At 39.5% G+C, this 20152-nt stretch carries 23 protein-coding genes; 11 read left to right on the forward strand and 12 right to left on the reverse strand.

The window, feature by feature from the left end; genetic code table 11:
- The first annotated feature begins 325 nt into the window (after nt 1-325).
- Genes crcB (RCJ95_RS15120) through RCJ95_RS15130 form a run of 3 tightly spaced genes read left to right on the forward strand, consistent with a single transcriptional unit; the run spans nt 326 to nt 1379 of the window.
- The gene (gene crcB / locus RCJ95_RS15120) at nt 326-691 is read left to right on the forward strand and encodes a fluoride efflux transporter CrcB (protein ID WP_221680339.1); all 366 of its coding nucleotides are present in this window, start codon (nt 326-328) and stop codon (nt 689-691) included.
- Nucleotides 688-1017, forward strand: coding sequence for a fluoride efflux transporter CrcB (crcB, locus tag RCJ95_RS15125; protein ID WP_257522403.1), 330 nt, complete (start codon nt 688-690; stop codon nt 1015-1017). The genes crcB (RCJ95_RS15120) and crcB (RCJ95_RS15125) overlap by 4 nt, the downstream gene beginning before the upstream one ends.
- A gap of 14 nt (nt 1018-1031) precedes the next feature.
- Complete coding sequence (locus RCJ95_RS15130; protein ID WP_221680337.1) at nt 1032-1379, forward strand: hypothetical protein; 348 nt, start codon at nt 1032-1034, stop codon at nt 1377-1379.
- A gap of 30 nt (nt 1380-1409) precedes the next feature.
- Here RCJ95_RS15130 and RCJ95_RS15135 read toward each other — a convergent pair whose 3' ends face one another.
- From RCJ95_RS15135 to RCJ95_RS15145, 3 genes are all read right to left on the reverse strand, one after another.
- Nucleotides 1410-2111, reverse strand: coding sequence for an SIR2 family NAD-dependent protein deacylase (locus tag RCJ95_RS15135; protein WP_221680336.1), 702 nt, complete (start codon nt 2109-2111; stop codon nt 1410-1412).
- Between the two features lie 56 nt (nt 2112-2167).
- Complete coding sequence (locus tag RCJ95_RS15140; protein WP_255600900.1) at nt 2168-2794, reverse strand: trimeric intracellular cation channel family protein; 627 nt, start codon at nt 2792-2794, stop codon at nt 2168-2170.
- A gap of 228 nt (nt 2795-3022) precedes the next feature.
- Nucleotides 3023-3949: a helix-turn-helix transcriptional regulator gene (locus RCJ95_RS15145; protein WP_257522405.1), complete on the reverse strand. Its 927-nt coding sequence runs from the start codon at nt 3947-3949 to the stop codon at nt 3023-3025.
- A gap of 162 nt (nt 3950-4111) precedes the next feature.
- On the opposite strand from RCJ95_RS15145, the gene modA reads away from it, so the two are divergent.
- Together modA and modB are read left to right on the forward strand one after the other, a co-directional pair.
- Nucleotides 4112-4897, forward strand: coding sequence for a molybdate ABC transporter substrate-binding protein (modA, locus tag RCJ95_RS15150; RefSeq protein ID WP_446722443.1), 786 nt, complete (start codon nt 4112-4114; stop codon nt 4895-4897).
- 3 nt (nt 4898-4900) lie between these two features.
- Complete coding sequence (gene modB / locus RCJ95_RS15155) at nt 4901-5557, forward strand: molybdate ABC transporter permease subunit (RefSeq protein WP_221680332.1); 657 nt, start codon at nt 4901-4903, stop codon at nt 5555-5557.
- 37 nt (nt 5558-5594) lie between these two features.
- Here the strand turns inward: modB and moaD are convergent, their stop codons facing one another.
- Genes moaD through RCJ95_RS15180 form a run of 5 tightly spaced genes read right to left on the reverse strand, consistent with a single transcriptional unit; the run spans nt 5595 to nt 9105 of the window.
- Nucleotides 5595-5828, reverse strand: coding sequence for a molybdopterin converting factor subunit 1 (gene moaD, locus RCJ95_RS15160; RefSeq protein ID WP_221680331.1), 234 nt, complete (start codon nt 5826-5828; stop codon nt 5595-5597).
- A complete protein-coding gene (locus RCJ95_RS15165; RefSeq protein WP_221680330.1) occupies nt 5825-6301 on the reverse strand; it encodes a molybdenum cofactor biosynthesis protein MoaE in 477 nt (158 codons plus the stop codon). Before RCJ95_RS15165 ends, moaD begins: the two co-directional genes overlap by 4 nt.
- Nucleotides 6298-6816 carry a molybdopterin-guanine dinucleotide biosynthesis protein B gene (mobB, locus tag RCJ95_RS15170; RefSeq protein WP_274769367.1) on the reverse strand — a complete coding sequence of 173 codons (519 nt, stop codon included), beginning with the start codon at nt 6814-6816 and terminating at the stop codon, nt 6298-6300. The genes RCJ95_RS15165 and mobB overlap by 4 nt, the downstream gene beginning before the upstream one ends.
- Nucleotides 6786-8075: a molybdopterin molybdotransferase MoeA gene (locus RCJ95_RS15175; protein ID WP_274769369.1), complete on the reverse strand. Its 1290-nt coding sequence runs from the start codon at nt 8073-8075 to the stop codon at nt 6786-6788. Before RCJ95_RS15175 ends, mobB begins: the two co-directional genes overlap by 31 nt.
- Nucleotides 8076-8088: 13 nt before the next feature.
- On the reverse strand, nt 8089-9105 hold the full coding sequence (locus tag RCJ95_RS15180; RefSeq protein WP_221680327.1) for a thiazole biosynthesis adenylyltransferase ThiF: 1017 nt from the start codon (nt 9103-9105) through the stop codon (nt 8089-8091).
- A gap of 107 nt (nt 9106-9212) precedes the next feature.
- On the opposite strand from RCJ95_RS15180, the gene RCJ95_RS15185 reads away from it, so the two are divergent.
- From RCJ95_RS15185 to moaC, 3 genes are read left to right on the forward strand one after another with little or no spacing between them, the layout of a single operon-like run.
- A complete protein-coding gene (locus RCJ95_RS15185; RefSeq protein WP_221680326.1) occupies nt 9213-9707 on the forward strand; it encodes a MogA/MoaB family molybdenum cofactor biosynthesis protein in 495 nt (164 codons plus the stop codon).
- Nucleotides 9704-10294 carry a molybdenum cofactor guanylyltransferase gene (mobA, locus tag RCJ95_RS15190; RefSeq protein WP_446722444.1) on the forward strand — a complete coding sequence of 197 codons (591 nt, stop codon included), beginning with the start codon at nt 9704-9706 and terminating at the stop codon, nt 10292-10294. Before RCJ95_RS15185 ends, mobA begins: the two co-directional genes overlap by 4 nt.
- Nucleotides 10287-10769, forward strand: a complete 483-nt coding sequence (moaC, locus tag RCJ95_RS15195) for a cyclic pyranopterin monophosphate synthase MoaC (RefSeq protein WP_048392450.1) — start codon at nt 10287-10289, stop codon at nt 10767-10769. Before mobA ends, moaC begins: the two co-directional genes overlap by 8 nt.
- Before the next feature lie 51 nt (nt 10770-10820).
- On the opposite strand, the gene moaA is transcribed toward moaC, so the two are convergent.
- From moaA to RCJ95_RS15210, 3 genes are read right to left on the reverse strand one after another with little or no spacing between them, the layout of a single operon-like run.
- Complete coding sequence (gene moaA, locus RCJ95_RS15200; protein WP_446722445.1) at nt 10821-11837, reverse strand: GTP 3',8-cyclase MoaA; 1017 nt, start codon at nt 11835-11837, stop codon at nt 10821-10823.
- The gene (gene fdhD / locus RCJ95_RS15205; RefSeq protein ID WP_221680323.1) at nt 11838-12653 is read right to left on the reverse strand and encodes a formate dehydrogenase accessory sulfurtransferase FdhD; all 816 of its coding nucleotides are present in this window, start codon (nt 12651-12653) and stop codon (nt 11838-11840) included.
- Between the two features lie 12 nt (nt 12654-12665).
- The gene (locus tag RCJ95_RS15210; RefSeq protein WP_004230595.1) at nt 12666-13013 is read right to left on the reverse strand and encodes a DUF2294 domain-containing protein; all 348 of its coding nucleotides are present in this window, start codon (nt 13011-13013) and stop codon (nt 12666-12668) included.
- A gap of 575 nt (nt 13014-13588) precedes the next feature.
- On the opposite strand from RCJ95_RS15210, the gene fdhF reads away from it, so the two are divergent.
- The 3 genes from fdhF to RCJ95_RS15225 are packed head-to-tail and all read left to right on the forward strand — an operon-like array spanning nt 13589 to nt 18068.
- Nucleotides 13589-16525, forward strand: a complete 2937-nt coding sequence (gene fdhF, locus RCJ95_RS15215; RefSeq protein WP_274769378.1) for a formate dehydrogenase subunit alpha — start codon at nt 13589-13591, stop codon at nt 16523-16525.
- Between the two features lie 4 nt (nt 16526-16529).
- On the forward strand, nt 16530-17009 hold the full coding sequence (locus tag RCJ95_RS15220) for a DUF1641 domain-containing protein (RefSeq protein ID WP_257522415.1): 480 nt from the start codon (nt 16530-16532) through the stop codon (nt 17007-17009).
- 12 nt (nt 17010-17021) lie between these two features.
- Entirely contained in the window at nt 17022-18068 is a 1047-nt protein-coding gene (locus RCJ95_RS15225) for an Mrp/NBP35 family ATP-binding protein (protein ID WP_446722446.1), read from the forward strand.
- 423 nt (nt 18069-18491) lie between these two features.
- Here RCJ95_RS15225 and RCJ95_RS15230 read toward each other — a convergent pair whose 3' ends face one another.
- On the reverse strand, nt 18492-20144 hold the full coding sequence (locus RCJ95_RS15230) for a M20/M25/M40 family metallo-hydrolase (protein ID WP_221680319.1): 1653 nt from the start codon (nt 20142-20144) through the stop codon (nt 18492-18494).
- Between the last annotated feature and the right edge of the window lie 8 nt (nt 20145-20152).

The raw sequence follows: 20152 nt of genomic DNA on the forward strand, positions 1-20152 counted from the left end.
CTCATCATCTTTATTTAGTTAATTATTATTTAGTTAATTATTATTTAGTTATTTATTATTTAGTAGTGTCGTGATTTCCGTTTATGGTTTAGCCGTCATCGGGTTTTCCGTCAACGGATTCACATAAAATGGACAAAGAATTGTCCATGCAATTTCATTTTCCATATATAATATTTCGAAATATTATTTCATAAGCATTTATAACTTTCTATACACTATATACATTTTAATAATCGATTTGGGGACATAACTTGAATTGAAATATTTCTAAAATTTTTGTCTCATGATACACTTTCATTATAGTCATTTTCAGTAAGGGGTTTTTATGTTGAGGTCATTCCTAGCCGTGGGAATTGGTGGAATTCTTGGTGCCATCTGTCGATATAGCCTTAGTCTCGCCGTTCCCAATACAGAAATATTTCCATTCACAACACTGTTTATAAATTTACTGGGCTGCTTTTGCTTAGCATGGCTTTTTACTTCTTTTATAAAACGCACACCTATTATACTAGGAGTAGGTACAGGGTTTTGTGGCGCTTTTACTACCTTTTCGACATTTTCCTTAGAGACACTATTACTCCTAGAAAATAGCGAGTGGCTACAGGCTGTACTCTATGTTACAGTGAGTGTTTTAGGTGGATTAGCTTGCACATGGCTGGGAATACGACTTGCTAGGGGGCGTATTGCATGATTTTAGTTGGAATTGGTGGATTTTTTGGCGCTCTTTCTAGATTTTATTTAGGAAAATTACTTGTACATCCCTATCCATGGGCGACTTTGATTATTAATTGTACAGGCTCCTTTGCGCTTGGTTTCTTATTTGCCCTACATCTTAGTGATTGGTTATGGCAATTAATTGGCATAGGTTTTTTAGGAGCCTACACAACTTTTTCTACTTTTGGATTTGAATGTCTACAGCTTATAGAACAACAAAAATGGAGACAAGCCATTAGCTATATTGCCAGTACCTTGCTAATTGGCATACTTAGTGCAGCTATTGGTTATCTAGTCGTATAAAAGAGGGTGAACTATTGACACTGCCGTCAAAAGAGTTACTGGAGGAATTAGAAGTTGAAATAGAGCAAACGCTCTATTCATTGATTGACCTAGAATTAGAGGAAAATTACGCTACCATGAATACACAATTTGCGCAATTACTTGCCAAGGTTCAGACAGCCCAGTTGATTGATTACAAGCTGGATGTTCTCGTTGAACCTCAAGCTTTTGCACCTGAAACTTGTATTCTTTTACAGAGCCTCATAGAAGCAAAGGCGAGACCAAATAAAAGGCATAAACTGTTAACACATCGTATGATTTTGAAGATATGGTTACGAAAAAATCAACGATTCATGAGGGAATTTCTACCCCAAATGTTTTAGGCGCCACTTGGAATTGCAAGGGCGCCTTTTTTAGATTTGAAGTGTTTGCAACACTTCTTTTATTTTCCCTCTCACCGTCAGATCAAATGGGGTTGTCTGCTGTGAAATATCCATATTAATATAAACGGTTTTTCCTGTTGTCATCATAGGCAGTTGGTTGACGGGATACACCTCAAGACTCGTTCCAATGACAAGGACAAGTTCAGCTGTTTTGATTGCCTCCATGGAACGGTGCCAGCTTGCTTGTGGTAGGCTTTCTCCAAATAGCACGACATTTGGACGAAGTTTCCCACCACAATGGGAGCAATTAGCCTTGTTCAAGAAGCTTTCCATGCCTGCAGCCTGCTGGCAACGTTGACAACGAATAGATCGAATGGAGCCATGTAATTCCTCTACGTATTGACTTCCCGCTAATTGATGAAAACCATCCACATTTTGAGTAGCGATTAGAGACACTAGACCTCTTTCTTCCCAATCAGCTAATATATGATGCCCCTCATGGGGAGCCGCCTTTTCTAGGTTTTCAATACGTGTTTTATAAAATTCATGAAATAATGAGTAGTGATCTGTTAATGCTTCCGTTGTTGCGACAGTTCTTGGATCCATTTGTTTCCACCAACCAGATGCTGAACGGAAATCGGGAACTCCACTTTCCGTTGACATGCCCGCTCCTGTTAGAATCACTGTATTATTTGAAGATAGTAACCACTCACGTAAACGTTCTATTGCCATTTTACCCCTCCTTTTTTCGAATTAAAAAACTACCTTCACCTATTTCGACAATCAACCTATTTTTCCTTTGCATGGTTATAGGAATGTTGAAAAGGAAGCTTCCATTTTAATTTATTATTCACAGATAACATGCGAATCACTACTATAAAAATAACAATGACTGACAATTCAAACGGGCTGTCCCACCCCAACCATATACAAAGGGCACATACAAAGGTTAGGACAGCGTGGATTTCTTCTCTTAATGCAAGCGGCGCTCTACCAGCTAATAAATCTCGAACCATGCCTCCGCCAACACCCGTAAACATCGACGCTATAATAATGATACCTAGGTCGTGATGCAAGCTTTTTGCTAACAATCCGCCTTGTATGGCGAAAGAGGCTAGGCCAATTGAATCAAAGAAATAGCCCCAGCGGTTCCAATGATGAATCCAGTTCCTTTTGACAAATAAAATGGTCGTCAGCGTGACTAAAACGACTAATAAGGATTGCCGTTCCCATATATCTGACACAGGGATATCCAGTACAACATTGCGGATAATGGAACCACCATAAGACGTTGTAAGACCAAGCACAAATATGCCAATAAAAGAATAGTTGGCCTGTAACGCAACAAATGCTCCACTAATGGCGTAGGCAATCATGCCAATAATATGTAGTACTGACCATGTCACATCATCCATCTCCTTTTTACTATACAAAAAAGCCCACCATAAAATAGTTGCGCATTGAGTACGCAAGCTATTTTATGGTGGGCTAATATCCTAGCAGTAGCACCTACTAATTTATCCATCTCACCATGTATCATAAAACATATAGTAGCTGAGCCATACTAAATGACACAACGACCATAAAATTTCCTAGTTAGAATTGTAATTGATTTTTTCATTAAACTCAATATGAATTTTCGATTATAGCGTTTCATACATGACTTGGCCCATTAAAGAGACGTCATAATCTCCTAATGCAGCTACTTCAGATTGGAAATCAGAAGTATTTAAAATCTCCTTCACCATATCGATGAGCGGTTGATTTTCTGGTGTTTTTAATAACACAATATCGTAACGTTCAGTGACCATTGGTATAAAATCGACCTGAATAAGCTTGGCGATTTTTTCAATGCCAATCCCAACATCTGCACGTCCATTGGCGACTGCAGAGGCGACATCGAGGTGGCTCATTTCTTCATGGGCATAGCCTGCAATCGTGGATGATGCAATACCATGAATGCGCAATTGCTCATCTAACAGAGTACGAGCACCTGAGCCTTTTTCACGGTTGATAAATGTGAATGTCTTTGTTTGAAAATCTTCAAATGTGTGAATTTCCAACGGATTCCCCTTTTGAACATAGAAACCTGCTTTACGTGATACAACATTGATGAGCACAAAGGCATGGCTGACAAAGATTTTTTTTACATAAGGAGTATTATAATCTCCTGTATCCCCATCAAACATATGTAAACTCGCAATATCACAGTCTCCGTGATACAACGCCATTACACCATTAAAACTACCTTCATGTGAGCGTAATACTTTCATAGATCGTCGTTTCTCGATATATTTTGCTAAAATATCTAATACTAAATCTTGCCCACTCACTATAATTTTCGCATGATTTTTAGTCGGAGTGACAATGGAAGCCTGTGCCACAGCTGGCGTACTACCTGTTTTCCGTTTTTGTATATAGGTTTGCAAGTCAGCACGATCTACCCGCATTTGCCGTCCTACGCGGAAAACTGGCAAATCACCCTTTTTCACTAAATCATAAATTGTTAATTTTGAAACCTTTAATAATTGTGCAACCTCTTCAATCGTATAGGATTGTTCTTGTGACATGTAAAAGTTCTCCTCCTATAAGCCTCTATTTACATGGTAACGTATTTATAGCTTTATGAACATCTTGACATTTTCTACCCTTACTAACTTTCTTTTTTATTTATATCTGATTATAATTAGTTATGTTTTGTTATAACGAGTTATAAAAGGAGTATACTCATAGTGAAAAAATTTTATCGTTTATTTGCGACACTGTTCGTACTAGTTGGACTATTAGCAGCCTGTGGTAACCAAGAAAAAGAGGCGGCAACAAACGAACCTGTTGAACTCACGATTTCTGCGGCGGCTAGTCTACAGGATGCCTTAGAGGAATTGAAAACAACTTATGAAAAACAACACGATACAATCAAAATCCTCTATAACTTTGGTGGTTCAGGTGCTTTACAGCAACAAATTTTACAAGGGGCTCCTGCAGACCTTTTCTTTTCAGCAGCGGAGGATAAATTTGATGTGCTTGTAGAGAAAGAAATGATCGATCAAAAGCTAGGAACGGATCTTTTAGCCAATGACTTAGTATTAATCGTGCCTAAAAACAATGAAAAGCAAATTCAATCCTTTGAAGATTTACAACAAGCAGGAAAAATTGCACTCGGTACGCCCGAAACGGTTCCTGCTGGACAGTATGGTGTGGACACATTAAAAAATATGCAACTTTGGGATTCACTCGAATCAAAAGTAGTATATACAAAAGATGTACGTCAAGTACTTACTTATACAGAAACAGAAAATGTGGATGCTGGGATGGTCTATAAAACAGATGCCCTTGTCTCTGATAAGGTCAATGTCGTGGCAACTGCCGATGATGCTATGCACGCACCGATTATTTATCCTGTAGGTGTTCTAAAAGCTAGTAAGCATGGGCAAGAGGCGGAGGATTTTTATCACTTCTTACAAAGTGATGAAGCGATGGATGTCTTTGAAGAGTATGGATTTAAAGGGGCTCAATAAAAGATGAGTACCGATTTTTGGTCTCCACTTAGGCTTTCGATCGAAATTGCTTTTGTTGCAGGGATCATCGCTATTATAGCAGGTATTTTAATGGGTAAATGGATGGCAACCCATGATTTCAAAGGCAAACTAGTGCTAGAAACGGTATTGCTACTACCATTAGTTTTACCTCCTACCGTAGTCGGTTTCCTGCTTATCGTCATTTTCGGGAAAAATAGTATGCTAGGAAATTTCATTATCTGGCTATTCGATCAACCTATCATGTTCACATGGTGGGCGGCCGTCATCGCTTCTACAATCGTTGCCTTTCCATTAATGTATCAATCAGCTAAAACTGGCTTTGCCTCTGTCGATCGAGATATTGAAAATGCAGCACGTGTGGATGGGGCGAATGAATGGCAGGTCTTTCTTTATGTGTCCATTCCCCTTGCATTAAAGGCACTTGTTTCTGGTGGGATTCTAAGCTTCACACGAGCTTTGGGTGAGTTTGGAGCGACACTTATGTTTGCGGGAAATATTCCAGGGAAAACACAAACAACACCGCTAGCAATATATATGGCCATCGATTCTGGAAACATGCCCCTTGCCTGGACATGGGTTCTGTGTATGATCGCCATTTCCTTCCTTTTACTTCTTACTATCCATATCCTGAAAGTATAAAAGAGGTAGTTGGCTCAAGCCAACTACCTCTTTTTGCTCATCCCCCACTGATCGGTGGAATAAAGGCGATTGTGTCGCCAGATTTGACAATCGTCGTATCCGTTGCAAATTCCTCATTAACCGCTGTCATGATCTGTTGTAATGTTAGCTGAGGATAGCGCTTTTCCATCCACTCTTTTAACTGTGCAACTGTCACATCTGACAGCTCTACTGATAGCTTTGATTCACCTAGTGCTTCCTGTAGGTGGGCAAATAATAAAATGTTAATCACAGGTCTTCCTCCTCCTGAATGGCTGGTTTCCCTTGCGGATAGGGAACATTTTCCAATTGATCACCAATCCACTCTGTCCCGTCCTCCCAATGTTCTTTTTTCCATATGGGTACGATTTGTTTTATGCGATCAATTGCATATTCATTCGCCATGTAAGCTATTTTACGATGCGGTGATGACACAGCAATCACTACGGCAATATCGGAAATAGCTAAATGCCCGACACGATGGGTGATGGCCACTTTTGCTTCTGGCCACTCTTCTTGTATTTCCTTTGCAATCTGTTCAAACATTTTAATCGCCATTGCTGGATAGGCTTGATATTCCAAATGCATCGTTTTTTTACCATTCGTCATTTCACGCACTGTGCCGATGAATAATGTGATGGCTCCAGCATTTCGACTAAGGACTTTTTGCCTTACTTCCTCTACATCTATCGGTTGATCGATAATTTCAAATAACGCTGTCGTCATCGTTTTCCCCTCATTTCTGTCAACAAAAATTCCATATATTGTGTTTCTTCATGAATCGAAAAAGCTGGGATTGTTAGGGATAGATCAAGTGGACAGCTTGGCCAATAAATTACACAGAGGATATTGGTTACTTGCTGTAGCAGTACTTGGTCCTGAGCAGTGCGCAGCAGCACAACCTTCGGATAATGTTCATTTTTATACCCTTCAATTAGCATGATATCCAGGGGAAAAGAATCATAAATCGCTAGTATATCAGCCAATTGCCAGCTATTTTGGTGGATACTCATACGTAAAGTACCCGCCCCCTCCACTGCTGTGACAACCGCGCCTGCTTGCTCATGCCGACTACTATCCTTTGAAGTTTCCATCATCGGTACACCACCATGTCCATGATGCTTAATGGCTCCAACCCTTAGCCCTTCCATTGTAGCCCGCTTGATCAATTGCGCCATCAATGTTGTTTTCCCACTATTTTGATAGCCAACTATCTGTAAGATTTTTCGATATTGTCCCAAGGCCACTCACTTCCTTGCAAATCTTCTAGCAAAAGGACATCCACTTGCATACCCTTTTCATAGCCTCTGGAGCCTCCTGGTAAAACAATGAACGCATTGGCTGTCGCTAAAGATGAAACTGCACTCGATTTATCGAACCCAGATGGGACAGTTACGAGCTGCCCTTTTTCATAATCGATACGAGCTCGTACAAAGCGTGTAAAGGGATTGGGCTTTGTAAAATCAGCCCCTAAAATAGCTTGCTCTCTACGTAAATGTGGTTGAGTATGCCCATATGCAGAACGTATAATCGGACGTACAAATAGCTCAAAGCCAACATAGCAGGCTGAAGGATTACCAGAAAGGCCAAATAATAATTTGTCGTTGCGAGCAGCAACTGTTGTCACACTACCTGGACGCATCGCTATTTTATTAAACAATACCTTTGCATTAATCGCCTCGTAAATAGCTGGTAAATAATCATAATCACCTACGGAAACGCCACCCGTTGTAATTAAAATATCAACTTCCTGTAGGGCCTTTTCAACACGATCAATACATAACGCAAGATCATCACTAAACTTGCCAAAATATTTCACTTCTGCGCCAGCACGCTCAATTTGCGCCATAATCATATAGGCATTACTATTGCGAATCTTACCTGGCTGTAAAGATTCCCCTGGCTCTAATAATTCGCTACCAGTGGCAAGCACACCAATAACTGTTTTACGATAAACAGGTACTTGCTCATAGCCAAAAGTAGCAAGCAGTGCCATCACTCCTGGATTAATCGTTTGTCCCTGTTCAATGAGGACAGCGCCTTGCTGTACATCTTCCCCTTTATAGGAAATGTTAGTACCTGCTTCAAAAGGTCGTTTAATCGACATATACTTTTGATGATTTTCTTCAAATGTATGGGTTAATTCTAGCATGACCACTGCATCACATCCTTGTGGTATCGGGGCCCCCGTCATAATGCGGACAGCTTGATGATCGCCAACTTCGTCATCATAGACATAGCCAGCGCCAATTTCCCCAACGACTTGAAAGCGGACTGGATGCTGTGAAGATGCCTCTTGACTATCGATGGAACGAATGGCATAGCCATCATACGGTGAACGATCAAAAGCTGGTACATCATGATCGGCTCTAATAGCTTGTGCTATAAAACGTCCATGCGCTTGCGTTAATGGCACATGCTCCTTTTTTGCTTGAAAGGCATAGTCCATTACACGATGAACGGCTTCTGCCACAGGAATTGGTTGTCTTTTTTCTACCATTTGGTACACTCCCTTAACCTAATAAACGATAATAAATGCTTTTGGCTTTCTGTATATCTTGTATACCATGTATCACGACTCGCCCATCTTGGAAAATAACAATTCGGTAATCGTCCGCTTGGCAAGCTAGCAAATACGGATTAATCTGAACTTCTCCGTGGGAACGGAGCTGATTTGCCAGCTGGTCGAGCGAATAGTAGATAGGCTTTGGTGGTCGAATTTGTACCGCGTCTCGGCCACAAAGGATCTGTAATTTCGTTTGATTTTCATAGGATAGGTAAGGATAGGTTGGCTTGTCGCCACAAGATGGACAATCACCCTGCCTTATTTTCTCCACATTGATTTCATAGTGTTGATTTTGCCAAACATCAAACGTTAAGTAGCTTTTTCGTAAGGCTTTGTCATCCCCAACAAGCAGCTTGAAAACCTCTGCCACTTGATAAGCAGCTACGATTTGTACCGTTGGGCTAATAATTCCTACCGTATCACAAGTCATCCCAGTATGAGGCATCACGTTTAATAAGCAATGCAAACAAGGTGTTTTGCCTGGCACAATTGTATAAGTCGCCCCATAACTACCAACACAAGAGCCATATACCCAAGGAATACGATATTTTTGCGCAAGGTCATTCATGACAAAGCGAACATCAAAATTATCGGTCGCATCGACCATCACATCAATATCTTCTAGTAATGGTAGCAAGGTCTCTGTGCAAGCATCCATAATACCGACATGAATTTCTACCTCTGTGTTTATTTGTTGGAGACGCTTTTTAGCTGCGATAACTTTGGGCATTTTTTCTTGTGCATCTAGCTCTGTATATAATTGCTGTCTTTGTAAATTACTCCACTCTACATAATCACGATCAATGAGGGTCAGCCTGCCAATACCCGCTCGCACAAGCGCTTCTGCACTAGCACTCCCCAATGCCCCCGCACCTATGATAAGGACATGTTTTTGCTGGAGGGATTGTTGCCCTGTTTGTCCGATCGGATGAAATAATTGTTGTCTAGAATATCTATTTTGCATACGTATGAGGCCTTTCTTTCTATGAATTTTCGTTTGACCTTTTCATTTATAGCATTATAATAAAAGCAATGTTTTTTAGCAAAAACGCATTTGAAGGAGGTCTTACTGTGCATCCCACACATCAGCAGCAACCAATTCAAGTTGCCGTTTTAACGGTCAGTGATACACGCACAAAGGCAGATGATCATGCTGGTCAGCGTATTCAGTCCTTACTACAGGAAGCTGCATTTGAAGTTGTAGACTACCAACTAACAAAGGATGAACCGCTCGATATCGCTCGTTATGTTAAAAAATGGTGCAGCGATCCAACAATAAATACCATTATCGTTACTGGTGGAACAGGATTTACACCAAGAGACCAAACCTATGACACCATTCTGCCTCTGCTTGAAAAAGAAATGATGGGGTTTGGTGAATTATTTCGAATGCTCAGCTATGAAGAAATTGGCCCAAAGGCGATGTTTAGTCGTGCCACCGCTGGAAGTCTCCAGCAAACAGCCATTTATGTTTTACCAGGCTCCACAAATGCGGTGACTTTGGCTATGACGAAGCTCATAGTACCTACTGTCCAACATTTTGTAGGTGAGTTAAAGCGCTTATGAAAATTGCAGGTATAGTGTTAGCTGGCGGTCAATCCTCTCGCTATGGACAGCCAAAAATGTTTGAGATGTTTGCTGGACAGCCATTATATAAACATAGTCTCATAGCCCTGCAAAAAAATCAGCTAGATCCTCTTATTATCGCTACGAATGCGCACTTACAACATCAGTTTGGAAAGGAAAATGTTCAATGGGTCATTGAAAAGCAGCCACATCAAGGCCCTCTTTTTGCTTTGCATCATATCATGACAGCCTATCCTGATGTGGAATGGTTTTTTGTCGTAGCGAGCGATATGCCTTATATGAATGCAAAATTTATCCAAAAAATGTCAGGCCTGATTCATGACACGTACGATGCCATTGTTCCGACGCAAGCACTACGCGATCAGCCATTAGCTGCATTATATCGACGTACGGCTTTACCAAAGGCGACACAATTAACGGCACAAAATAAACGAAGTATGAAAGTGCTTTTAGAGCAACTTCGTGTTTGTTATGTCCCTTTTGATGACGATTGCTCAACATTCATCAATATCAACGCACAACAAGACTGGTCACAAACAAGTAAAAAGGAGTTTAATAATGAATAATTTTACACACTGGAACGAAGAAGGTCGTCCTAAAATGGTCGACATCTCCGCAAAAGAAATTACCACACGTACAGCCATTGCGCGCAGTACGATTCTTTTATCCGATGCGGTCTATGAAGCCATCCAACAAGGAGGCATTAAAAAAGGTGATCCGACGCAAGTTGCGCAAATTGCAGGGATTATGGGAGCTAAAAAAACAGCTGATATCATTCCTATGTGCCATCCCATTATGCTACAGGGCACGGATTTCCAGTTTGATTATGAAAAAGCAGAGAATGGCTATGAGCTCCATATTCAAGCCACTGTTAAATGTAGTGGAAAAACGGGTGTTGAAATGGAAGCTCTCACTGCTGTGTCTGTCGCTGCACTAACTTTTTATGATATGTGCAAAGCCGTTGATAAGACGATGGTCATCAAAGAAACTTACCTTGTTGAAAAAACGGGTGGAAAAAGTGGCACTTTTGTGCATAAATAAACAGAAAAAATTCGGCATTATTGTGCCGATTTTTTTCTGTTTTTTTACACGCTACCCCCCAATATGAGACATTTCAATTTTTGACGTTTTCCTTTTTGCCATCGTTTGTTCATTGCGTTCATCTGAATAACGATCATTTCTTGTTTCCCAAACGTTCGAAATGCACTTGATGATGGCAGCATCATCTTGCCCTGAACGTAACAATTCTCTTAAATCCGTGCCTTCTGTTGCAAATAAACAAGTGTATAATGACCCTTCTGCAGAGAGACGAGCACGTGAGCAATTGGAGCAGAATGAATCCGTTACAGATGAAATGACACCAAGCTCACCTTGATCATCTTGATACTGATAACGCGTTGCCACTTCTCCTTTATAATTGGGAGCTATTGGTTGTAAAGGCGTAAATTGATGGATTTGCTCAATGATCTCTTTTTTGGACACCACATCATCCAAGCGCCAGCCGTTCGAATTCCCTACATCCATATATTCAATAAAGCGTAGAATATGTTGTTTTTCTTTAAAAAACTGCGCCATAGTAACAATATCTTGTTCGTTTTTCCCTTTTTGAACAACCATATTAATCTTTACTTGTAAGCCCGCTTCTGCAGCCTTTTCAATTCCCTCTAACACTGGCAATACCTTGCCTCTATGACCATTCATCTCGAAAAAACGCTCATCATCAAGTGAATCTAAACTAACAGAAACTCGGGCTAAGCCTGCCTGTGCCAATGGCTGTGCGTATTTTTTTAATAACGAGCCATTGGTTGTTAAAGCAATATCTTCTACACCCTTTATGCGGTGAATACGGGCAATTAATTCGGGCAAATCACGACGTAGCAAGGGTTCCCCACCTGTAATCCGTATTTTTTTCACGCCCAATGAAACAAAGATTTTTACTAATCGTTCAATTTCATCAAAACTTAATATTTTATCAGACGGTAAAAATGCGTAATCTGGACCAAATACTTCTGCTGGCATACAATAGCGACAGCGAAAATTACAACGATCTGTCACGGATATTCTTAGATCTCTTAACGGTCTGTGTAATTGGTCTTGTAGATTCGTCATTTAATCTCCTTCTTTCAATTCATTAGCTGGTAATAGGATGCGTTGTGGATGTGTATAAATATTCAATGTCTGTTGACGAATAAAGCCAACCGTCGTAATACCAAGCTGCTCTGCTAATTGCAATGCTAATTCGGTTGGTGCTGATTTAGATAACACAATGGCACAGCCTATTTTGGAAACCTTTAGTAAAATCTCTGATGATATTCGTCCGCTAAAGACGATAATTTTATCTTCCATACGGATGTTGTTGCGTAGGCAATAGCCGTAAATTTTATCCAAAGCATTATGACGTCCAATATCCATGCGACTTAGGACGATGCCATTTACATCACAGAGTGCAGCATTATGCACGCCACCCGTTTTCTTAAAAATGTCGGCACTATCCTGCATCGCATGCATTAGACGGAAGCAATCCTCGGTCGTTATTTGCACATGGACTTGATCCATTTTTTTCGCTACTAATGCATCGTTCGTAAACACAAACCCTTGTCGACTCATCCCACAGCAAGACGTAATATAGCGCTTGTTTTGCGTCTGTTGGTAATAAGGATTAATATGCTTTGTTTTAATATGCACAAAGCCTTCTTTCTCTTGGTGCCAAATTTCCTCAATATCCTCAAAACTACGAATCACTCGTTCAGAAGCTAAGTAGCCAATAACCATATCTTCTACATACTCCGGTGTACATACCATCGTGACAAATTCTTGCTGATTAATTTTTACGGTCACAGCGTATTCTGAAACAATTAAATCATCCATTTCTGTCACTCGTTGTCCTTCAACACGCACAATTTTTCTTGTCATTGCTTGATCCATAAGGCATCCCCTTTATTCACTGATATGCTTTTCAAAAACAAAGACGGAAATCGCAAAATCCTCTTCAATTTTAATATCTGAAAATAAGTGAAGTAATTTGCTGCCCATCAGTTCTTCCATACCCTCTGGTGGCGATTGTCTATATAAATCTTGAATCATACTTGTCCTTGCAGCATGGACCATTTTCAGCCCTTCTGGTGTACTGGCAATAAATTTTTCTGTCGGAGTGATATTTCCGTATAGGGTAGATACAGCCATATTCTCTACAAAAACGGTATGAATACGCTCCGGACCTTTACCAAATACTTCCTTCCTTAACTTTCGAATCATGTCATTAAATTCGTGGATTTTTTTAGACATAGCAACGATTCTCCCATCATAATTAAACTTTTTTAGGCAAATGGTTATGTAGGCCACCCTTACAGTTTGTTAATGATATAGCAACTTTTAAAAAAATAAAAGAGAAAATACTTTTTGATAACAATTCTCATTTAATAAATTTTATGATAAATATTGTTCATTTTGAAGGAAAGGGCTATAATATGCATATCACAAATGGAATTAATTTATTTTGATCCCTATGTTACGATGTTGCATAGTGTTTTTAATAGTTGAATTCTATTGTTATTAAAAAATAAAAGTAGATTGAGTTTTTAGCAAGACCTGCTAAGAATTTTATCCACCATGAATTATTAGCATGTCTAGGACATGTGATTTCATGGTGGATTTTTTTTATTTTTTCAAACCGAGACATGGATAACATGTTATGATCTAGCAATTTACCTATTTTGAGGTAGCTTCAAGAACCATTGGGAATTACAATGATAACAAGACAATCTTTTTCAACAATCACCAACTCGATTTGTTATTCCCTTTTGTCTTAAGCTGTAACATGTTATCCGATTCGTCTCAAAGTGCAAAAGGAGGAAGTTACCTTGACTCAAATTAATATTAATGGCGTACCGTATGAAGTAAAAGAAGGAGCTACAATCCTTGATACCATTAATCAACATGACATTCCGCATCCACAGATTTGTCATGTGCCCGCTGTTGACCCAATTGAAACATGTGATACATGTATCGTGGAAGTGAATGGCCAATTAGTTCGTTCCTGCTCTACAAAGGCAGTAGACGGCATGAATGTACTCCTAACTTCTGACAAAGCAAAAGCGGCACAAACAGAAGCGATGGACCGTCTACTTGAAAATCATTTACTGTATTGCACAGTTTGTGATAACAACAATGGTAATTGTGCATTACACAACACCGCTGAAATGATGGAAATCGAGCATCAAAAATATCCCTACCAACCAAAAGTTGAACCTCATGAAGTGGATATGTCCCATCCGTTTTATCGATATGATCCTAACCAATGTATCGCTTGTGGTCAGTGCGTAGAGGTTTGTCAAAATCTACAAGTAAATGAAACATTATCCCTCGATTGGGAAGCAGAGAGACCACGTGTCATTTGGGATACAGGCGTAGCTATCAATGATTCTTCCTGTGTAAGTTGTGGTCAATGCGTAACCGTATGTCCATGTAATGCCTTAATGGAAAAATCCATGCTTGGAGAGGCAGGATTTATGACTGGCCTCAAACAGGATATGTTAGATCCGATGATCAGTTTGATTAAGGAAGTTGAACCAGGTTATAGCGGTATTTTTGCCGTTTCTGAAGTGGAAGCTGCTATGCGTAGTAAGCGCACCAAAAAAACAAAAACAGTTTGTACTTTCTGTGGTGTAGGCTGCTCGTTCGAAGTTTGGACAAAGGGTCGTAAAATTTTAAAAGTACAGCCTTCCGATGGTCCAGTAAATGCGATTTCTACATGTGTCAAAGGGAAATTCGGCTGGGATTTTATCAATTCTGAGGAACGTATTACAAAACCACTCATTCGTAAAAATAATGAGTTTGTGGAATCATCGTGGGATGAAGCCCTGGATTTAATTGCAACAAAACTAGGTGGCACTCAACAACAATATGGTCCAGGTTCTGTTGGCTTTATCTCCTCTTCTAAAATTACAAATGAAGAGAATTACTTAATTCAAAAAATGGCCCGCCAATTATTTGGAACAAACGATGTCGATAATTGTTCTCGTTATTGCCAATCTCCTGCAACTGATGGTTTATTACGTACAGTTGGCATGGGAGGAGATGCTGGTACGATCAAAGATATTGCTAAGGCTGGACTTGTCATTATTGTTGGGGCTAATCCAGCTGAGGGACATCCTGTTTTAGCAACACGTGTGAAACGTGCACATAAATTACATGGTCAGAAATTAATTGTTGCTGATATTCGTAAGCATGAAATGGCAGAGCGTTCCGACATCTTTATGCGTCCAAAGCAAGGTACTGACCAAGTTTGGTTAATGGCTGTTACCAAATATATCATTGATCAAGGTTGGCATGATGAAGCCTTTATTCAAGAAAACGTCCTTCATTATGAAGATTTTAAACAAGTACTTGCAACCTATACACTTGATTATGCGCAAGAAATGACTGGTATAAGTAAAGAAACATTGATCGAAGTGGCTGAAATGATTCGTGATGCAGATGGGACATGTGTTCTTTGGGGCATGGGTGTAACACAAAATACTGGTGGCTCCTATACATCCGCGGCGATTTCAAATTTACTTTTAGCAACTGGGAACTATCGTCGTCCAGGTGCTGGTGCCTACCCACTTCGCGGCCATAACAATGTGCAAGGTGCCTGCGATATGGGGACACTTCCAAATCTACTGCCAGGCTATCAAAGAGTCACTGATGACGAGGCACGTGCAAAATTCGAAAAAGCCTATGGTGTCCCTATTCAACCACAGCCTGGTCGAAATAATATGCAAATGTTAGATGCGATTATGGAAGGGAAAATGAAAGCAATGTATTTAGTGGGTGAAGATATGGCACTCGTTGACTGTAATGCTAACCATGTAGATGAGGTGCTTTCACAGCTTGACTTTTTCGTTGTCCAAGATTGTTTCCTATCACGCACAGCACAATATGCAGATGTGATTTTACCTGCTGCGCCTTCGCTTGAAAAGGAAGGTACATTCACGAATACAGAACGCCGCGTTCAACGCCTGTATCAAGTATTACCAACACTTGGTGAGTCGAAAGCAGATTGGGAAATCTTGCAAGCGGTTGCTCGTCGTTTAGGAGCAGATTGGCATTATGATCACCCAAGTGACATTTTTGATGAAATGGCGAGCCTGTCTCCCCTCTTCTCACAAGCCAACTATGATGTTCTTGAAGGCTGGGGAAGCTTCTGTTGGGGTAGCCATGATGGTAAGGATACGCCTTTATTATATGAAGATGGCTTTAACTTCCCTGACAAAAAAGCTCGTTTTGCTTTAAATGATTGGGTGCAACCTGTTGAGTTTGAAGCACAATACGATTGTCATATTAATAATGGCCGTATGCTTGAACACTTCCATGAAGGAAATCTAACAAATAAATCGAAAGGTATTCAATCGAAAGTACCTGAAATTTTCGTTGAAGTATCACCAGAATTGGCGAAAGAACGAGGCATTGCAGATGGAGCCCTACTTCGTTTAGTGTCTCCATATGGTGCCTTGAAGCTAAATGCTCTTGTTACAGATCGCGTACAAGGAAACGAATTATTCTTACCAATGAACTCTGTTAGCAAAGATTCAGCCATCAACTTCCTAACTGGCCCTGCAGCAGATGTGAATACGTCAACACCAGCTTATAAACAAACAAAAGTACGAGTAGAAGTGCTAAAAGCAAAAGGTAAATCACCACTTCCTCGCACAAACCCACGCTATAAAAAGCGTCATCCTCAAAATGGTGTTGAGGTACAACGAAAATGGAATCGTCCTGGCTACGTTCACTTAACAACCATAAACGAAAGAGAGTGAGAGCATGGCTGTACCCATTACAGGTATTAAAAAACAACAATTAACGGAAGAACAACTAAAGGAACAAAAATTAGACAATCTAAAAGAACTGCTTTCTGAAAATGAAGAAACCGTCAATCAAGTGTTTAGTATTATGGCTGAATTAAATGATATCGGTGCATTAGAAGCAGCAATGAAGCTACTTGAAGCCAAAGAGGAAGTGGCCCATATTGCACTTGGACAATTAACACGTAAGCCTGTAACCAATATCATTAACAATTTAATGGGTGTTGCGGGAGCATTGACGGAGCTCAATCCTGAAACAACGACTAAGCTGATTGAAGGCTTAAATACAGGAGTAGATGAAGCAAGTAAAGCACTTGAATCGAATGAAAAGGTCAGTGCCTTTAAGCTCATGAAAATGATAAACGATCCAGATGTCAATCGTGCGCTCAATTTTGGGGTTCATTTCTTAAAGGGACTCGGCAAAGGCTTAAAAGAATAAGGTGGTTCCTAAATGTTAACAAAAGAAAATGTTGTAAACGCATTGAAACAGGTAAATGATCCTGAGCTACATCAGAGTATTGTAGATTTGAATATGGTGCGAAACATTCAAATACATGACAACCATATAGCGCTGGATATTATTTTGACCATACCAGGATGTCCGTTAAAGGCGAAAATACAGCAAGATGTGGAGGAGGCCTTACAAGCGCTTGGTGCCTCCACTGTTACCATTAGCTTTGGCTCTATGACAGATCAGGAGCGACGCACTTTAACCGCCTCTCTACAGGCAAAAAATGTGACTGAACAAGGAATGCCAAACATGCTACTGCCTAATTCTGGTGTTCAATTCATTGCCATTACAAGTGGTAAAGGCGGTGTTGGAAAGTCTACTGTAACAATCAATTTAGCGGTTGCACTTGCTCGTCTTGGCAAACGTGTAGGTATTTTAGATGCTGATATCTATGGTTTCAGTATCCCTGCCATGATGAAGATTGATCAAAAGCCTACCATGCTTGATCAAACGGCGATTCCAGTAGAATCTCACGGCGTAAAAATAATGTCGATGGGCTTTTTTACAAATGACAACCAGCCTGTTATGTGGCGTGGTCCTATGCTCAATAAGTGGATTCGCAATTTCCTTGTCAACACGCTATGGGGAGATTTAGATTACCTCCTCATCGATTTACCACCTGGTACAGGTGATGTTGCGATTGATATGGCTGCGTTGATTCCACAAGCTCAAGAAATCATCGTGACAACACCGCATCTTGCCGCTTCTCATGTTGCTTCTCGTGCAGGCTTGATGGCGCAACATACGAAACACACGATTCTTGGTGTTGTTGAAAACATGGCCTATTTTGAAGGTGCTGACGGTCAAAAAAACTATCTATTTGGACAAGGCGGAGCCGAACAATTAGCAGATTTATTACAGACAGATGTAATCGCTCAAATTCCTTTTGCTCAACCTGAGGAAAATACAGGTTCCTCGGTCTATGATGAAGAGTCGATAATCGGTGAGGTGTTTACTCATTTAGCAGAAGATCTACTCTATAAATAACCCTTGATTTGTTTTTTTACCATGCACTAATCTAAAAACTGATACAAATGAAAACACCTTTCGTTGAAATAAGGGGATAAGCATCCCGAACAATCAACGTGAAGGTGTTTTTTATGTGACCAAGAGTATGTTATTATATAGAAGAAAAAAATAAGATAAGCAAAAGTCCCCGCCAAACATTGCGTCTACATTTTTTTATCTTAGGCACACTTCTTCAGTCACATCATCTGTCAGAAAAAGTTACCTTGCATATAAATTAAGACTCTATAATTTGTATTATCAACAAGAAGTAAAAAAGGAATGACCATGAGCATGTCCCCTAAAGGCACAGTCAATCATCCCCCAATCGAGATGTTTTTGACCTAACTCTCGCTTAGATCCGCAACGTTCTATCATTCACTAAAACGAATACCATGATACGCTTTAATTTTCAAGTAATTTATCTATTACTAGCTTTGTTAAATTAGGCATTATTTCCATAGTATATTTCAATTCTGTTCTTTCATATCTATTATGTGCATCATATCCATATGGTCCAATATTGATTGCAGGGATATTTAGTTCTCTAATGGCATCATAATTTACATAATGTTTAGTTCTCCAGCTAGGGTTATTGTTAACAACTGAATTCACACTATCTTCATCGACATTTATAGCCACGCAACTCATATCACAAATATGAGGGAAATAATTTTTCTGTACAATAGGCTTATCATAATGTGGTTGAACTTTTTCAACTGCATAATCTAAGGCGGTTAGTAAATTTTTTTCTTTTTCATTTTTACCAGTTACTTCTACACATGGTGAGTACAATGAAGAATAAAAAATAATGATTGCAGGACTCTTATCCTTGGTCCACTTCCAAACTTCTTCTACCACTCTTGCAGAAAACATGCGTACATCTAACTCTTTATTTTTTAATAATTCGTGTTTAAAATTTTTTATATGCTCTTTATAATTGTCCCCATATTCAACAATAATTGATTGTTCTAATTCTTCATAGAACAATACCCTCGTCTTCCATGGCAATTTTGTATATTCCTGCCCACTAATTTCGCAATATCTCTTATAATGATGATTTAAATTAGTTATTACATTATTAAATGCAATTTCAGCATGGACTTTTAACTTTTCTAACACATCTTTAGGTGACCATGATTGCACAAAGAAATTATAATATACATATGAAGCAAGAGCTGTCTGAACTGTATAAGTCTCTTTAAAATCAGTTTGCTTCAAACTTACAGGTGGCATTGGTGTTTCTCCTAACGATTTATCACATAGCTCTGGGTTATATGCAATTTGTCTAGTTAACTCCGCAGCAATATAGTTAGGGTCGATTCCTTCAAAACTAGAACCTACATGGCTTTCCACCCCAGTTATATAAAAAGAAGGGAGTAGCTTACCAACGCTTCCTTTATATATATATCTACTTTCATCCCCCTCATACTTAGGAGCAACAAAATCGGAGTTAATTAATGCCGCGTAATCAAACCCATGCTCTACTTTTAACATTTTTAAATCATTTAAACCAGACAATACGCCATGAGAACTATCCTCTTCATCGCATTCAGCAAAAAATACGATATTTCCATTCAGTTCCTCTGGGTGATCTGAATAATATTTTAATAGATAATAATGGCTTGCAACACCGCTCTTCATATCAAGTGTTCCTCTTCCAAATAACCATTCATTTGATTCTAAATGCTCTCGAACCAACGGCGGAACTTCTTCACCCTTTAACGCTTCATGCAGTTCATTAGGAAAACAAGCTTTCTCTTTCAAACTATTATAATCATCGATACCCACCGTATCTGTATGTCCCATTAGCACAACCGTTTTATTACTATCTCCTTTAGTCCCTTTTACAAATGCAAACACATTGTACCTTTCAACCTCATCATTAATTGTTCGTGAAGTAAACACATTATTAGGATTTTTCAGGAAATAAGGTAAATTAGAAATTGTTTTAGCCAGTGACTTTGAAATGTTAATTTCCCCTTCGGTATTAACAATGCTTTCAATATTTACAAGTTCGTTCGTAACCTTTAATACTTCTTCATACGTTTTTAACATCTCTCATC

It is taken from the genome of Lysinibacillus sp. BSL11, from assembly GCF_052928325.1.

Coding starts and splice junctions, on each gene's coding strand:
- RCJ95_RS15180 (WP_221680327.1), bottom strand. CDS start 9,105: ATGCAAAATAGATATTCTAGACAACAATTATTTCATCCGATCGGACAA.
- RCJ95_RS15210 (WP_004230595.1), bottom strand. CDS start 13,013: ATGTCTAAAAAAATCCACGAATTTAATGACATGATTCGAAAGTTAAGG.
- RCJ95_RS15230 (WP_221680319.1), bottom strand. CDS start 20,144: ATGTTAAAAACGTATGAAGAAGTATTAAAGGTTACGAACGAACTTGTA.
- moaA (WP_446722445.1), bottom strand. CDS start 11,837: ATGACGAATCTACAAGACCAATTACACAGACCGTTAAGAGATCTAAGA.
- RCJ95_RS15225 (WP_446722446.1), top strand. CDS start 17,022: ATGTTAACAAAAGAAAATGTTGTAAACGCATTGAAACAGGTAAATGAT.
- RCJ95_RS15145 (WP_257522405.1), bottom strand. CDS start 3,949: ATGTCACAAGAACAATCCTATACGATTGAAGAGGTTGCACAATTATTA.
- mobA (WP_446722444.1), top strand. CDS start 9,704: ATGAAAATTGCAGGTATAGTGTTAGCTGGCGGTCAATCCTCTCGCTAT.
- RCJ95_RS15140 (WP_255600900.1), bottom strand. CDS start 2,794: ATGGATGATGTGACATGGTCAGTACTACATATTATTGGCATGATTGCC.
- RCJ95_RS15135 (WP_221680336.1), bottom strand. CDS start 2,111: ATGGCAATAGAACGTTTACGTGAGTGGTTACTATCTTCAAATAATACA.
- crcB (WP_257522403.1), top strand. CDS start 688: ATGATTTTAGTTGGAATTGGTGGATTTTTTGGCGCTCTTTCTAGATTT.
- fdhD (WP_221680323.1), bottom strand. CDS start 12,653: ATGGATCAAGCAATGACAAGAAAAATTGTGCGTGTTGAAGGACAACGA.
- moaC (WP_048392450.1), top strand. CDS start 10,287: ATGAATAATTTTACACACTGGAACGAAGAAGGTCGTCCTAAAATGGTC.
- RCJ95_RS15165 (WP_221680330.1), bottom strand. CDS start 6,301: ATGACGACAGCGTTATTTGAAATTATCGATCAACCGATAGATGTAGAG.
- modB (WP_221680332.1), top strand. CDS start 4,901: ATGAGTACCGATTTTTGGTCTCCACTTAGGCTTTCGATCGAAATTGCT.
- crcB (WP_221680339.1), top strand. CDS start 326: ATGTTGAGGTCATTCCTAGCCGTGGGAATTGGTGGAATTCTTGGTGCC.
- RCJ95_RS15220 (WP_257522415.1), top strand. CDS start 16,530: ATGGCTGTACCCATTACAGGTATTAAAAAACAACAATTAACGGAAGAA.
- RCJ95_RS15175 (WP_274769369.1), bottom strand. CDS start 8,075: ATGGTAGAAAAAAGACAACCAATTCCTGTGGCAGAAGCCGTTCATCGT.